17 protein-coding genes are annotated in these 14156 nt (G+C 72.6%); 9 read left to right on the forward strand and 8 right to left on the reverse strand.

The window, feature by feature from the left end; genetic code table 11:
* Window positions 1-2 precede the first annotated feature (2 nt).
* From ACQBJO_RS15935 to ACQBJO_RS15945, 3 genes are read right to left on the reverse strand one after another with little or no spacing between them, the layout of a single operon-like run.
* Window positions 3-632: an exonuclease domain-containing protein gene (locus tag ACQBJO_RS15935; protein ID WP_421007912.1), complete on the reverse strand. Its 630-nt coding sequence runs from the start codon at window positions 630-632 to the stop codon at window positions 3-5.
* Window positions 629-2506 carry a DUF294 nucleotidyltransferase-like domain-containing protein gene (locus ACQBJO_RS15940; protein WP_421007911.1) on the reverse strand — a complete coding sequence of 626 codons (1878 nt, stop codon included), beginning with the start codon at window positions 2504-2506 and terminating at the stop codon, window positions 629-631. The genes ACQBJO_RS15935 and ACQBJO_RS15940 overlap by 4 nt, the downstream gene beginning before the upstream one ends.
* Before the next feature lie 29 nt (window positions 2507-2535).
* Complete coding sequence (locus tag ACQBJO_RS15945) at window positions 2536-4038, reverse strand: amidohydrolase (protein ID WP_421007910.1); 1503 nt, start codon at window positions 4036-4038, stop codon at window positions 2536-2538.
* A 32-nt stretch (window positions 4039-4070) separates the two neighbouring features.
* Between ACQBJO_RS15945 and ACQBJO_RS15950 the strand changes: the two genes are divergently transcribed.
* Both ACQBJO_RS15950 and ACQBJO_RS15955 read left to right on the forward strand, forming a co-directional pair.
* Entirely contained in the window at window positions 4071-4634 is a 564-nt protein-coding gene (locus ACQBJO_RS15950) for a nucleosidase (RefSeq protein ID WP_421007909.1), read from the forward strand.
* Window positions 4635-4760: 126 nt separating this feature from the next.
* Window positions 4761-5177, forward strand: coding sequence for a tetratricopeptide repeat protein (locus ACQBJO_RS15955; protein WP_421007908.1), 417 nt, complete (start codon window positions 4761-4763; stop codon window positions 5175-5177).
* 64 nt (window positions 5178-5241) lie between these two features.
* On the opposite strand, the gene fumC is transcribed toward ACQBJO_RS15955, so the two are convergent.
* The gene (fumC, locus tag ACQBJO_RS15960; protein ID WP_255184679.1) at window positions 5242-6642 is read right to left on the reverse strand and encodes a class II fumarate hydratase; all 1401 of its coding nucleotides are present in this window, start codon (window positions 6640-6642) and stop codon (window positions 5242-5244) included.
* A 97-nt stretch (window positions 6643-6739) separates the two neighbouring features.
* Here fumC and ACQBJO_RS15965 point away from each other — a divergent pair, with 97 nt between their 5' ends.
* Window positions 6740-6949, forward strand: a complete 210-nt coding sequence (locus tag ACQBJO_RS15965) for a hypothetical protein (protein WP_084449688.1) — start codon at window positions 6740-6742, stop codon at window positions 6947-6949.
* Window positions 6950-6959: 10 nt separating this feature from the next.
* Here the strand turns inward: ACQBJO_RS15965 and ACQBJO_RS15970 are convergent, their stop codons facing one another.
* Complete coding sequence (locus ACQBJO_RS15970; protein WP_255184680.1) at window positions 6960-7535, reverse strand: TIGR00730 family Rossman fold protein; 576 nt, start codon at window positions 7533-7535, stop codon at window positions 6960-6962.
* 45 nt (window positions 7536-7580) lie between these two features.
* A complete protein-coding gene (locus ACQBJO_RS15975; RefSeq protein ID WP_255184681.1) occupies window positions 7581-7979 on the reverse strand; it encodes a hypothetical protein in 399 nt (132 codons plus the stop codon).
* Window positions 7980-8067: 88 nt separating this feature from the next.
* Between ACQBJO_RS15975 and ACQBJO_RS15980 the strand changes: the two genes are divergently transcribed.
* Complete coding sequence (locus ACQBJO_RS15980) at window positions 8068-9393, forward strand: spinster family MFS transporter (protein WP_421007907.1); 1326 nt, start codon at window positions 8068-8070, stop codon at window positions 9391-9393.
* Here ACQBJO_RS15980 and ACQBJO_RS15985 read toward each other — a convergent pair.
* Entirely contained in the window at window positions 9377-9976 is a 600-nt protein-coding gene (locus ACQBJO_RS15985; protein WP_421007906.1) for a TetR/AcrR family transcriptional regulator, read from the reverse strand. The two genes, ACQBJO_RS15980 and ACQBJO_RS15985, sit on opposite strands and share 17 nt — an antisense overlap.
* An 88-nt stretch (window positions 9977-10064) precedes the next feature.
* Between ACQBJO_RS15985 and ACQBJO_RS15990 the strand changes: the two genes are divergently transcribed.
* Window positions 10065-11246, forward strand: a complete 1182-nt coding sequence (locus tag ACQBJO_RS15990; protein WP_421007905.1) for a sterol desaturase family protein — start codon at window positions 10065-10067, stop codon at window positions 11244-11246.
* A gap of 3 nt (window positions 11247-11249) precedes the next feature.
* Here ACQBJO_RS15990 and ACQBJO_RS15995 read toward each other — a convergent pair whose 3' ends face one another.
* Window positions 11250-12083: a maleylpyruvate isomerase N-terminal domain-containing protein gene (locus tag ACQBJO_RS15995; protein WP_421007904.1), complete on the reverse strand. Its 834-nt coding sequence runs from the start codon at window positions 12081-12083 to the stop codon at window positions 11250-11252.
* A 69-nt stretch (window positions 12084-12152) separates the two neighbouring features.
* On the opposite strand from ACQBJO_RS15995, the gene ACQBJO_RS16000 reads away from it, so the two are divergent.
* The 4 genes from ACQBJO_RS16000 (at window position 12153) to ACQBJO_RS16015 (ending at window position 14149) form a co-directional block, all read left to right on the forward strand.
* Window positions 12153-12941, forward strand: coding sequence for a PIG-L deacetylase family protein (locus ACQBJO_RS16000; RefSeq protein ID WP_421007903.1), 789 nt, complete (start codon window positions 12153-12155; stop codon window positions 12939-12941).
* A gap of 51 nt (window positions 12942-12992) precedes the next feature.
* A complete protein-coding gene (locus tag ACQBJO_RS16005) occupies window positions 12993-13280 on the forward strand; it encodes a hypothetical protein (RefSeq protein WP_255184687.1) in 288 nt (95 codons plus the stop codon).
* Window positions 13281-13366: 86 nt separating this feature from the next.
* Window positions 13367-13549, forward strand: a complete 183-nt coding sequence (locus tag ACQBJO_RS16010; RefSeq protein WP_072625838.1) for a hypothetical protein — start codon at window positions 13367-13369, stop codon at window positions 13547-13549.
* 75 nt (window positions 13550-13624) lie between these two features.
* Window positions 13625-14149: a ferritin gene (locus ACQBJO_RS16015; RefSeq protein ID WP_255184688.1), complete on the forward strand. Its 525-nt coding sequence runs from the start codon at window positions 13625-13627 to the stop codon at window positions 14147-14149.
* The last annotated feature ends 7 nt before the right edge of the window (window positions 14150-14156 follow it).

Consider the following 14156-nt stretch of genomic DNA (forward strand, 5'->3'; position numbering starts at 1 on the left):
CGTCAGCCCGTGGAGGCACGGATCCGACGCAGGGTGAGCGGCCGGCTGGTCCGCTCGGCGAGCTCGGCGATCTGCGCGAGGTAGAGCTCGGCGCAGCCGAGGGCATCAGCGAGCGGGTCGTGCGGCTGATAGCGCGGGAGGCCGTAGCGCTCCCGCGAGGCCCACAGCCGCAGCTCGCCGGGCCGCGGTTCGAGCCCGGTGCCCAGGGCCCCGGCGAGGACCCGGCGCTGCAGGTCCAGGGTGTCCACGCTCGGGCCGACGAAGGGGGTGACCCCTCGCCCCTCGCAGGCAGCCGCGAGGAAGCCGGCCTCGATGGAGACGTGGTGGGCCAGCAGGACCCGACCGTCGAGGGCCGCGAGGAGCTCGTCGAGCGCCGTGTCGAGAGGGACCCCCGTGGCCACGGTGTCGTCGGTGAGCCCGTGGACGGTCGCCGACTCCCCCACCTCGCCCTCGCCGGCGACGACGAGCTGCCGCGCCCCTGACAGGGTGATGGCCAGCCCGTCGACCGGCACCCAGGCGATGGCGACGACCCGGTCGCGCCGAGGGTCGAGCCCGGTCGTCTCGACGTCGACCGCGAGGAGTCTCAGGTCGCTGACCGGCGTGTCCGGGACCCGCCGCCGCCCCCACCTCATGAGAAATGCATGCTCGGGTGCCGCTGGGCCAGGGCGCGCTGGGCGTCACGCACGACCTGGAAGGCCTCGCGCAGGCTCCGTCGCTCGAAGGTCGACAGCTCTCCCGGCGCCAGCCACGAGTCGGGCGCCAGACCGGCCCCGTGCTGGCGCGACTGGTGAGCCAGCCGCACGTGGGAGATGAAGTCGAGGGCGTCGATCAGGCCCTCGGCGGTCTCCGGGGAGAGCGCACCCGACCCGGCCGCGGCGCGCAGCCGACCGCGGGTGTTGACGACCTCGAGCCCGGCACCGAGGGCGTGCACGCGCGCCAGGTCCACGACCGCCCCGACGCCGCCCCGCTTGAGGTCGAGCGTGTCCTTGTGCTCGCCGCTGCGGGCGAGGACGAGTCCGCGGAAGAACCCCAGCGGAGGCTCGTTGTCCACCGCCTGCCGGGTCAGGTGCCCGAGGAGGTTGGTGGCCTGCGGGACGCGTGCGGCGACCTCCCCGACCAGCGTCGTGTGCAGGTCGTGGTTGCCGGCGATCGGGCGCGAGTCGAAGAAGATGCTCGCGCCGAGCACCGCGTCGGGCGTCGGCTCGTCGAGCCACTGCCGAAACTCCCTGCGCCACCCCGACAGGCGCTGGTGCCAGCGCGGGTTGGTGGCCATGACGTCGCCCGGGCAGCGAGGGTGACCGGCGGCCTCGAGCCCGGCGACGACCTGCTCGGCGAGGGCCGCGATGTAGCGCTCGGCGCCCTCGGGCGCGTCGTCGGCGAGGATCACCGCGTGGTCCTGGTCGCTGCCGAGGGCCTGCTCGTGGCGCGCCCGGGAGCCGAGGACCATCCAGCACATGTCGGGGGCGGGACCGAGCCCTCGGGCAGCGAGGTCGTCGTGGGCGAGCGCGATGAGGCGGCGTTCGACCGCGTCACCGACCGTCGTGACGATCCGGACGATGTCGTCGGCGCTCACGTCCTGCTCGATGAGCTGGCGCACGAGGATCGGGACGCGGTGGGCGGCGGCCACCACGCCGGCGACGTCGGGCTGCTTGGTGATCTCGCCGACGATGTGCACCGCATTGGCCCGCTCCAGCCGCATGAGGTCGGTGGAGGTCACGACGCCGAGGGGGCGCCCCCCTTCGACGATCGGGAGGTGGTGGACATTGGCCTCGGTCATCGTCAGGAGCATCTCCAGGGCCGACGCCTCGGCGGGCGCGACGATCGGGCCGGCCGTCATCGCGACCGTCACCGGCTGCGTCGGGTCGACCCCGGCCGCGACGACCCGGCGGCGCAGGTCACGGTCGGTGAGGATCCCGACGAGGTCGCCGTCGTCGACGATCAGGAGGCTGGAGACCCCTTCGTCGGTCATGACCTCGGCCGCCCGCGCGATCGTCGCGTCCACGCCGGTGGTGATCGGGGCGCGGTGCACGAGCTCACGGGCGGAGGTGCGCATGATGGGCTCACCGTGGCTGCCGGTCGCGACGGCCTGCGCGGCCGCCCGCAGGATGCCTGCTCGCGTCGCGTCGAAGTGGTCCGCGAGCTGTGGGTGCGCGGCGCTCAGCGTGTGGAAGTCCTCGGCGGACAGGTGCAGCCCGAGCGTGTCCTCGATCGCGACGACGTCGAACCGCGACGGGTGCCCGCCGACGAGCGTCGTGGACCCGACGGCGGTGCCCTCGGCGCCGCGGCTGACGAGCAGCCCCTCCGCGTCGCGGGTCTCGACGGCGCCGGAGCGGACGACGACGAGCTCGGCGTGCGGCCTCCCGACGCTCATGAGGTGGGTGCCGCGGCGGTGGTAGCGGACCGTCATGCGGCGCGCGAGGTCGCGCAGCTCACGCTCGGGCAGCACGTCGAAGGGGGCATGCTGCGCGAGGAAGTCGACGACCTCCCTGAGCTCCGGCTCGGCCATGGGCCCATCGTGGCAGGCCGCGTGCCCCGTCAGGCGGAGTGCGTGAGCCTGCCGCCGACGAAGGTCGCCAGCACCCGCGTCGAGCGCAGCCGGTCCGCCTCCTCCGCGGTACCGGACAGCCCTGCGGGGCAAGGGTCCTCGGCGAGGAGGGCGATGTCCGCCGGCCCCCCGACGGCGAGTTCGGTGACCCCGTCGGTCGAGGCGAGCAGCGCCTCGGTCGGTGTGATGGCCTGCTCCGGAGCCCATGGTTCGCGCTCGTCGGCGCTGCGGTGGACCGCCGCTGCCATCGCGAGCCACGGGTCGAGCGGGGCGACGGGAGCGTCCGACCCCAGACGAAGGGAGATCCCCGCCGCCGCCATCGAGCGCAGGGCGAAGCACCGGTCGAGCCGGTCGGGCCACAGCACCTCGGTCGAGTCGCGGTCGTCGAGCAGGTGCGCCGGCTGGACGCTGGCGACGAGCCCGAGGTCGGCGAAGCGACCCAGCGCCTCCATCCGCACCAGCTGCGCGTGCTCGATCGTGCCGCGCGCCCCGCTGGCCGCGTAGGCATCGAGCGCGTCGAGGAGGGCCTGGTCGCCGATCGCGTGGACTGCGCCGGCCAGGCCGTGCGCGTGCGCGCGCCGCAGCAGCTGGGTGAGCTCCTCGGGGCCGACGGTGCTCTTGCCGTGCGGGTCGCCGAGGTCGTCGTCGGTGACGAAGGGTTCGCAGCACCAGGCGGTGCGGGTGTTGAGCGAGCCGTCGGTGATGACCTTGAGCGGGCCCATCGTCACGAGACCGGTCTCGTCGAGCACGTCGCCGGTCCGCACGCCGGCAGCGATCGTCTCCTCGAGACCCTCGGGGTAGGTCGCCGGACGCACCCGCAGCAGGTCGAGGCCGTCGGCGGTGCGCCGCGGCCACTCGAGCCGCCCTGCCTCGAACTCCATGTCGGCGACGCCGACGACACCCTTCGCCGCGGCGGCACGCATCGCGGAGTCGAGGCTGGCGCGCACGACGGCCGGGTCCTCCGGCAGGTCGGCCAGGTGCTGGTAGATGGGGAACCACTCGTCCTCGTCGAGGTGCCCCTCGTGCACGGGCAGGCCGAGCGCGCGGAACGCCGCGCTGCTCAACCACCCCGCGTGGCAGTCGCCGCTGATGAGGATGACCGGCCGGTCACCGGCGACGGCGTCGAGCTCTGCCGTGCTCGGCAGCCGGTCCCAGCCGGCGACGCGCCAGCCGAAGCCCTGCACGACGGTCCCCGGCGCCGGCCGCTCCACGGCGAGGTGGCGCGCGACCCGGGACGTGACCTCCTCGGGGCTCGCGGTGTCGGCGACGTCGACCCTTCGGCTCATCGCGGCCCACTGGCCGAAGTGCACGTGCGCGTCCCACAGACCCGGTACCGCGAGGGCGCCACCGGCGTCGTGGACCTCGGCCCCTGCGGTGGTGAGGTGCTCGCCGATCTCGGCGATCCTCCCTTCGCGCAGACGGAGGTCCACGGGCGCCGCACCGGGTCGCAGGCGGGCGCCACGGATCAGCGCATGCGGGGCGAAGGGGGCCATGCTCGGCACGATACGACGGATACGGTGGCGCCATGCACCTGCTCGTCGTCGCCGCGATCCGGGCCGAGGCGGCCCACGTCCCCGAGGGCCTCGAGGTCCTCGTCACCGGGGTCGGCAAGACCCTCGCCGCCGTGCAGGTCACCCGCGCGATCTGCGAGCACCCGCGCCGCGACGAGCTCGTCGTCGTCAACATCGGGACGGCCGGCGCGCTGCGCCCCGGCGTCGACGGGCTGCACGAGATCGGAACCGTCCTCAACCACGACCTGTCGGCCGAGCCGATCCGGCAGCTCGGCATCGACCCGCGCGAGAGGCTCGTGCTCGACCCCGCGCAGCAGACGGTGCTGGCGAGCGGCGACCTCTTCGTCACCGACCCGGCCGTGCGCGACGCGCTGGCGACCCGCGCCGACCTCGTCGACATGGAGGGCTACGCGATCGCCCTGGCCTGCACCGAGCTCGGCGTGCCCGTCCACCTCGTCAAGCGGGTGAGCGACAACGCCGACGAGACGGCGCACGACTGGTCGGCCGCCGTCGACGGCTGCGCCCGGGACCTGGGCGCGTGGGTGGCGGACTTCGTCCGGCTCGACCGCGTGCGCTGACCCCGAGCCGCAAACTCCGCAAGACCCTGGGGTCCTGCAGGGTTAGGGCCGCTCAACTGCGCAAGACCCTAGGGTCCTGCAGAGTTGGGTGGGAATGGTTCTCACCCGCCGCGGGTTGAGGACGGCATGACCACCACGACGCGCGAGCTGTACGGCTTCGAGCGCTACGAGCGCGCGAAGCACGCCTTCGACGATGCCCGCTACACGGAAGCGGCAACCGACCTCGAGGACTTCTTCACGGATCTCGCGGCCGCCCGCGCCGAGAGCGACGCCGACCCGGTCGGGCACGGCACGGCCGAGATCCACCTGCTGCTGGCGCGCTGCTACTTCCACTCCGCGCAGCTCGGGCGGGCCGAGGCCGCGGCCCGCGAGGTCATCGCCGAGGCGCCCGACGACGCCTACGCGCACCTGCTCCTGGGCCGCACCCTGCAGCGGGCCGGCCGGGCCGACGAGGCGCGCGGCCCCCTTCGCCTGGCGGAGCTGCTCGGTGGCTACGGCGCCGCTGCCGGCCCCGCGGCCAAGGTCGCCGACGAGGGCTTCTGACCGACCCGCGCCGATGACGAAGGGGAGGGGAGACGATGCGTCTCCCCTCCCCTTCGCTCGCAGATCAGGCGCTCGGGTGCGTCATGTCGACCGGGACCACCCAGGCGTCGAAGTCCTCGCCGGAGATGTCACCGGAGGCGACGGCCGCCTCGCGCAGGCTCGTGCCCTCCTTGTGCGCCTTCTTGGCGATCGCCGCGGCCTTGTCGTAGCCGATGTGGCGGTTGAGCGCGGTGACGAGCATGAGGTTGCGCGAGAGGTTCTCGTCGATCTTCTCGCGGACCGGCTCGATGCCGACGGCACAGTTGGTGTCGAAGGAGACGCACGCGTCGGAGATGAGCCGGATCGACTCGATGACGGCGTGCGCCATGACCGGCTTGTAGACGTTGAGCTGGAAGTTGCCCTGGCTGCCGGCGAAGCCGACCGTCGCGTCGTTGCCGAAGACCCGGGTGGCGACCATCGTCATCGCCTCGGCCTGGGTGGGGTTGACCTTGCCCGGCATGATCGACGAGCCCGGCTCGTTCTCCGGGATCGCGAGCTCGCCGATGCCGTTGCGGGGGCCGGAGGCGTACCAGCGCACGTCGTTGGCGATCTTCATCAGGGCGCCGGCGAGGGTGCGAAGGGAGCCGCTCACCTCGACGAGCGCGTCGTGGGCCGAGAGGCTGGCGAAGAGGTTGGGCGCCTGGACGAAGTCGTGGCCGGCCTCGGCGCTGATCTTCGCGGCGCACAGCTTGCCGAACTCGGGGTGGGCGTTCAGGCCCGTGCCGACGGCGGTGCCGCCGATGGCCAGCTCGCGGGCGCGCTCGTCGGCGTGCTTGACCGCGTCGAGGGCGAAGTCGATCTGCGCGACCCAGCCGTCGATGACCTGGCCGAGGGTGACCGGGGTGGCGTCCTGCAGGTGGGTGCGGCCGACCATGACGATGTCGGCGTACTCCTTCGCCTTGGCCGCGAGGGTCTCGCGCAGCTGCGTGACGGAGGGGTAGAGGCGCTCGGCGAGGTCGAGGACGATCGCGATGTGCATCGCGGTGGGGAAGGTGTCGTTGCTCGACTGGCCGCGGTTGACGTGGTCGTTGGGGTGGACCGGGGTCTTGGAGCCCATCTCGCCGCCGGCGATCTCGATGCCGCGGTTGGAGATGACCTCGTTGGAGTTCATGTTGGACTGCGTGCCCGAGCCGGTCTGGAAGACGACGAGCGGGAAGTGCTCGTCGAGGTCGCCGGCGATGACCTCGTCGGCGGCCCGGGTCACGAGGTCGGCGACGTCCTGCGGCAGCTCGCCGAGCTCCGCGTTGGCCAGGGCGGCGGACTTCTTGAGGATGCCGAGGGCGCGGATCATTGAGCGGCCCCAGACGAAGGTGTCGCGACCGATGTCGAAGTTGCCGAGCGAGCGCTGGGTCTGCGCCCCCCAGTACTTGTCCGCGGCCACCTCGATGGTGCCCATGCTGTCCTTCTCCGCACGCGTCTGAGTCATGAGGGCAACGCTACTCGGCAGCGATCGACGGCCCGCGCAATACCCCGGAAACATCCGCGCAGCAGTCGGGAAATCCTTGCGGCGCACCATCTCTCGCATGCAGCGCCACACCCGCACCGTCCGCCGCCTGACCGCCCCCGAGCTCACCCGCCCCGCGCAGGGTCCGCGCATCGTCGCCTACCGGTGCGGTGTGCACGAGACCTTCCGGATCCTGTGGCCGGAGGTCGACGCGCCTCTGGTCCACCCGTGCCCGGAGTGCGCTGGCTCCTCCCTTCGCCTCATCGGTATCCGCCCCGACGCGGCCTGACGAAGGGGAGTCAGGTCACCGAGCGCAGTATGCGGGTGCCGGTGCCGCGCGCCTCGAGGCCGGCGAGCGCGGAGTCGAGGTCGGGCGCGACGACGACGTCGTCGAGGCTCGCCTGCGACATGAAGCCGGCCTGCGAGATGCCGCGAAGGGAGTCGAGCAGCGGGGTCCAGAAGCCGTCGGCGTCGAGGAAGCCGACCGGCTTGTCGAGCAGGCCGATCTGCCGCCAGGTCCACACCTCGAAGACCTCCTCGAGCGTGCCCATGCCGCCCGGCAGCGCGAGGAAGGCGCTCGTCAGGTCTGCCATGAGCGCCTTGCGCTCGTGCATCGTCTCGACGACGTGGACTTCGGTGAGGTCGTCGCGGCCCCACTCCCGCTCGATCATGAAGGTGGGGATGACGCCGACGACCTCGCCCCCTTCGTCCAGCGCACCCTGGGCGAGGGCGCCCATCAGGCCGCCACCGCCCGCGCCGTAGACGACCCCGATCCCGCGCCGGGCGAGGTCGCGTCCGACGGAGTGGGCCAGCTCGACCCACCTCAGGTCGTGGCCGGGGGTCGATCCGCAAAAGACCGTCAGTCGCTCGATCACGGCCTCGACCCTATGCGCGCACCCACCGGCGCCGGGCATCTCCCCTCACCGGGCGACGAGCCGGCGCAGCGCGAGGGACGCGATCGGGGCGTACGAGAGCGCCAGCAGTCGCGGCGCCGCGATCTCGACCCAGGCACTGCTGCCCTCCGGGTGCGCGTCGACCCCGTGCCGCATGCGGATCGCGACCGGCCCGATCCTCGGACACCACCCCCAGCGCCTCGCCTGGTCGTCCACCGCCTCCACGACGAAGGGGACGTCCAGACCCAGCGGTCCGCGCACCGTTCCCCGTCCACCGGCTCGGATCCGGCTGGGCGGGTGCTCCACCGCCCTAATCTGCGGCGCCCACCCGGACCAGAGGCCGGGCGTGGTGTACCGCAGCCACACCTCGTCGACGTCCGCCGGCCCGGCGGCGACCACGCGAAGGGGGGTGCGCGCCGGCGTCATCGCCGCGCGGCCGTGCGAGAGGTCATGCGTCGACGATACGGGCCACGCCGGTGCCGGCGGACCACGTCGACGTGGTTGTCTGTGCGACATGCAACGGCGCTGGTACCTGCTCGTCACGCTGACCCTGGCCAACATCGTCAACTTCTACGACCGAACGATCCCGGCGGTCATCGTCGAGCCGCTCAAGGACGAGTTCGGGTTGAGCGACACCCTCATCGGAGTGCTCGGCGGGTCCTTCACCGTCGTCTACGCGATCGCCGGGGTGCTCCTCGGGCGCCTCGCCGACCGGGTCCCGCGCCGCTACGTCATGGCCGGCGGGCTGGTCGTGTGGAGCCTGTTCACGGGCGCGAGCGGCTTCGTCCAGGGCTTCCTGTTCCTCTTCCTCTTCCGCCTCGGCGTCGGGATCGGTGAGGCGAGCTACGGGCCGGCGTCCAACGCGCTGCTCATCGACGCCTACGAGCCCAAGCGGCGCAGCCGCGCCATCAGCATGGTCTCGCTCGGCATCCCCATCGGGCTGCTCCTCGCCTTCCTCACCGTCGGCGTCATCGTCGAGTCGACCGGGACCTGGCGGGCTCCCTTCGTCATCGCGGCGGTGCCCGGACTCCTGCTCGCCGTCGCCATGCTCTTCGTCAAGGAACCTCCCCGCGGGGCCTCCGACACCGTCGAGCTGCACACCGCCGACGAGCAGACCCATCCGTATCGCGCGGTGCTGCGGATCCGCACCATCACCTGGCTCATGGTCGCCGGCATCGGACTGCAGATCCCGACCTACGGCGTCGCGACCTTCATCGTCCCGCTGCTGCAGCGCTACTTCGGACTGTCGATCGGCACCGCGTCGATCGGGGCCGGCGTGATCCTCGGGCTCGCCGGCATCGTCGGCCTGCTCCTCGGCGGGCGTCTGGCCGACCGCGCCTCCGACCGGCACCCGTCAGGACGGCTCGTCGTCGCGGCAGCCGGTTTCGCCGCCGCGATCCCCCTGACCCTCGCCGCGCTGCTGCTCGGCCCAGGCCGTGCCGTCGCCTTCGTCGCGCTCTTCGCCATCGGCTGGACGGGCACCCAGTTCCTCTCCGCCGCAGCGTCGCCCGCGATCGCCGACGTCACCCCGCCCACCATGCGGGCGACCGCGATCGCGGTGTACTTCGCGTCCTTCAACCTCGTCGGCGCGACGATCGGACCGATCCTCGTCGGGGCCCTGTCGGACGCTCTCGCCACCCCGGTCGGCGGGCTGAGCGCCGACGCCGTCGGGCTGCACCGGGCCTTGCTCGTCATCGTCCCGATCGGGCTGGTCATCGCCGTCCTCGGCTCCTGGCGGGCCAGTCGCGCCCTCCCCGCCGACCGGGAGGCGATGACGCCCTTCGAGACGGCTCGTCCCTCGCCTCCTCAGGGACCGGGCCGGGTCACCCCCGCAGCGTGACCACGGCCAGCAGGCGGGTGAGCCGCTGCGCCATCTGCTCCGCGGTGTGGTCGTCGTGCTCCTGCCACCACGCGACCGCGGCCTCGACGATCGACTCCCAGATGTGGTCGAGCAGGTCGTGGTCGAGCGGGTCGGCGAGCCCGGCCGCTTCGAGGACGTCTCGGGTGCCGACGGTCCCCATCGAGTGCAGCTGTGCGCGGTAGCCCTGTGCCAGCTCGGCAGCCGCCGACCCCTCGGGCAGGGTCTCGTCCTTGACGAGCGCCCACGCATAGCGGTGCTCGGCCATCGCCGAGAAGATCGCGGTGAAGGTGTCGAGGGCGCGCTCACCGGGATCGGTCGCCGTCTGGGCCTGGGCGATCGTGGCGACGAGGCGCGGTCCGACCTCCTCGAGGCAGGCCTGCGCGAGGTCGGCCTTGGACCCGAAGACGTTGTGCACCATGGCCTTCGAGACACCGGCGCGCGCGGCGACGTCGGCCATCGAGGCGCGGGCATAGCCCTGGCTTCCCAGCTCCTCGACGGCCTCGTGCACGAGCTGCTGCCTGCGCTCGGCGCGGGCCACGCCCTTCGTCCCGATGCCACTCACGGGTGCCTCCTCTGTGATGGGCACATCTTGTCAGGCACGACAACTGACTCTATGGTCAGTTGAGCTCGTCCCCGGCAAAGGAGCCCCCATGGCACGCCCTGACCTGACCGTCCTCGCGATCCCTGCCTTCGTGGGCGCCATGGGTGCGGAGTACTGGTGGATGCACCACAAGCGCCCGGCCGCACCCGACGAGGACCGGTCAGGGGACTACGAGCTCAACGACACCATCGCCAGCCTCAGCATGGGGATCGGCAGTCTCATCGCCCCCTTCGTCACGGGACCGCTCGTGCGTCGTCTGGCGCCCGGGACCACGCGGGCGGGCACCGCGCTCATGGCCGTCGGCGCTGCCGCGGCCGTCGTGACGACCGTCGGAGACGTGCTGCGCCAGCGCCGCGCCCACGGGGGCGAGCTGCCCGAGGCCGGCACCCTCCCCTCGGACGCCCCGCAGCCGACGACCGTCCGCTCGCGCGTCGACGCCCTCGGCCTGCTCACCTCGGGCTCCGCCGTCGCCGCCGTCGGCTCGACCGCGGTCGCCGCGGCCTCGGTGTGGGCGCTGCAGACCTCCGCGACGCGGCTCGCCGCGATCAGTCCCTTCCGCCAGCGTACGGGGGCCGTCCCCTACCTGCTCGCCATCGCCGGCTGGGACTTCATCTACTACTGGAACCACCGCACGGCCCACGAGTCGCGCTGGATGTGGGCTGTGCACGTCGTCCACCACAGCAGCGAGCGCTACAACCTCTCGACGGCGCTGCGGCAGCCGGTCGCCGACGGCTTCACCCTGTCGGCGCCCTATGGGGTGCTCGCGCTGCTCGGGATCCCGCCGCGCTACATCGAGGACGCACGGGCGCTCAACCTCATCTACCAGTTCTGGATCCACACCGAGGCCGTGCGCTCCATCGGCTGGCTGGAGAAGGTGCTCAACACCCCGAGCCACCACCGGGCCCACCACGGCAGCCAGCGGCAGTACCTCGACATCAACCACGGCTCGATCCTCATCCTGTGGGACAAGCTCTTCGGCACCTTCGAGCCGGAGGTCGAGCGGGTGCGCTACGGCCTGACCCGCAACATCGACAGCTTCAACCTCGGGACGATCGCGACCCACGAGTGGCGCGACATCGCCAAGGACATCGCGACGGCGCCGACCTGGTCGGACCGCTTCGGGTTCCTCCTGCGGGGTCCCGGGTGGGCCTACGAGCGAAGGGAGCAGCTCGCCCCGCCGTCGGGCGCCCCGGTCGCCGCCGAGCACGTCTCGGAGCCGGTCTCGGGCTGAGCGTCAGTCGATCGACTGGCCGAGCACCCCGAGCAGCCGGTCGAGCAGCGCCTCGTCCCCCTCCATCTCGACCGGGTAGGCCGGCCCGCGGTGCCACAGCCACAGGTCGAGCGCCGCGGCGTCGGCGGTGATCGTCACGTCGGCCTCGGCATGCCCGTGGACGGAGCGGTCGAGCACCTGCAGCTCGGTCTGGTCGATCTCGTCACCGGTGCGCGGGTTGCGGCCAGTCACCCGGCCGAGGCCGACGAGGACGCGGTGGCCGGTGTCGGCCGCGTGGACGAGGACCCGCGACCCGTCGTGCTCCCAGCCGGCCCAGCCGGGGAGGTTGCCGTACATCCACTCGAGGCACTCGAGCACGCCGTCGCTCGCGAGCTGCGAGTCGAGCGGCGTCACCTCGCCGACCGTCAGCTCGGCGTCGACGCGGTGGATCAGCGCCTCGTGGGCCTGGCGTCGGACGGTGAAACCGACCGTGTGCAGCGCCGGGTCGCCGACCCACGACCACGCGGCGTCGGCCGGGTCGGCATTGCGCAGGCCGAGCATGAGCTGCTCGTGGGCGTGGTCGAGGTGGGCGAGCAGCCCGGCCCGGTCGGCGGGCCGCTCCGGCTCCTCGTAGGCCTCCGGCACCTCGGGACGGTGCGCGATGACCCAGGCCCAGAAGTCCTGCACCTCTCCCCCGAGGTGCCACAGCAGGTCGTCGGCGGTCCAGTCGGGGCAGGTCGGCACCCGCAGGCCCGGGTCGGCGTCGGCGAGGCACTCGCGGAAGCGGCGGGTCTCCCGCTCGATGGCGGCGAGGTAGGTGTCCACGGGGAGCCCGGCGGCCCCGGGGTCAGGTGTCATGGGTGGAGACTTCCCCCCTTCGCCCGCCTCGGCAAGCGAGTTGTCGGCGCGCCGGTGCACGATGTCCTCGTGACGACCACCGTCTTCTTCCATGCCCACCCCGACGACGAGGCCAGCGGGACCTCCGGGTCGATGGCCCTCACCTCCCGCGCCGGCGGCCGGGTGGTCGTCGCCTACGCCACCGGCGGCGAGCACGGCAGCGTCCCCGACGACCTGGGCGAAGGGAGGACCCTCGCCGACCATCGTCGGCAGGAGGCCGAGGCCTCGGCGGCCGTCACGGGCACCGCCCGCGTCGCCTGGCTCGGCTACGTCGACTCCGGCATGACCGGCTGGGAGCACAACGCCTGGGACGGGTCCTTCCACGGCGCCGACCTCGACGAGGCCGCCGGCCGCCTGGCCGCGATCCTCGACGAGGAGGACGCGGACATCCTCGTCGGCTACGACTGGCACGGCGGCTACGGCCACCCCGACCACGTCAAGGTGCACCACGTCGCCCACCGCGCGGCCGAGCTGGCGACCCGGCGCCCCCGCGTGCTGGAGAACACGATGAACCGCGACCGCATGCGCGAGCAGGTCGAGCAGGCGAAGGCGATGGGCATCGACCCCGGCTTCTCCCCCGATGACCCGATGGACGACGGCAACCCGATGGGCCTGCCGCAGAGCGAGATCCACCACGCCGTCGACGTCACCGAGGTCATCGACGTCAAGCGCGCAGCCCTCGCCTGCCACGCCTCGCAGGGTGACGTGCAGCAGATGCTGCAGATGCCGCCCGAGGTCTTCGCCGCGGCCTTCGGCGTCGAGCACTACGCGGAGCCCGGGCGCCCCGAGGGGATGAGCAGAACGCTCCCCTTCGTCTGAGCGGGCACCATGGGGGGCGGCGCCACCTCGACCCCGACCTCGGAGACCTCGATGACGAGCACGACACCCCCTTCGGACCGGCAGGACGCGGCGGTCGCAGACCTGGCGAAGCGTCTGGGCATCGACCCTGCCGACGTCGAGCCGGTGTCACATGACGCGGTGACCTGGCGCGACAGCAGCCTCGGCTGCCCCGAGCCGGGGCGGGTCTACGGCCAGACCCTCGTCGAGGGACACCGGATCGTGCTCCGAGCGCAGGGCCGCGAGTACACGTACCACTCGGGTGGGAGCACGGCGCCCTTCCTCTGCGAGGACCCGCAGGAGCCCGCCGCCACCTCCTAGCCCCGGGCGAAGGGGGATCCGCCGCCGGTTCCCGAGGGGCGAACGGAGGGTAGGCGAGCCTCACCTGCATGGCCTAGCGTGCCGTCATGGGCAAGAAGGTCAAGATCGGGAAGATCAAGGTCAAGGAGAAGTGCTGCGTCAGCAAGAAGCGCTGCAGCTCCTGCCCGATCCGCCTGCTCAAGGAGGGGCGCCTGCCCGACGGCTACGCGGTCCACAAGCGCCGGCTCGTCACCGCCAAGGCCAAGGACAAGCTGCGCAAGGCAGCCTGACCCGCACGCGAGCGACCACGAAGGCTCGGCTGTCCTTGCTGGCGGCGGCCGCGGCGGGCCGCCTATTTTTCGGGCATGACCGCCTCGCCCTTCGCCGCTCAGCTCACCACCCAGATCGGTGAGGAGTTCGCCGCCCACCAGCAGTACCTCGCCGTCGCGGCCCACTACGAGTCGCTGACCCTGCCCCAGCTCGCGGGCTTCTTCTACCGGCAGGCGGCCGAGGAGAGCGGCCACGCGAAGATGATGATCCAGTACCTGCTCGACACCGACCAGCCGGTGCACCTGCCGGCGATCGAGGCGCCGGTCAGCACCTTCGAGGGGATCGTCGCGCCGGTCGAGCTGGCCGTCGAGCAGGAGAAGCGGGTCACCGAGCAGATCCACGCCCTGACGCGGACGGCCCGCGAGGACAACGACTTCGCCGCCGAGCAGTTCATGCAGTGGTTCATCAAGGAGCAGGTCGAGGAGGTCGCCACGATGCAGGACCTGCTCGCCGTGGTCCGCCGCAGCGAGGACGACCTCAACGCCATCGAGGCCTACGTCGAGCGCGACCTCGCCGCGACCGGCCCCGACGCGGCCGCTCCCAAGCAGGCCGGCGCCTGATCCCCCT

The sequence above is a fragment of the Janibacter zhangyanbonis genome (assembly GCF_050507325.1).
In the GTDB taxonomy this organism is placed as follows: Bacteria; Actinomycetota; Actinomycetes; order Actinomycetales; family Dermatophilaceae; genus Janibacter.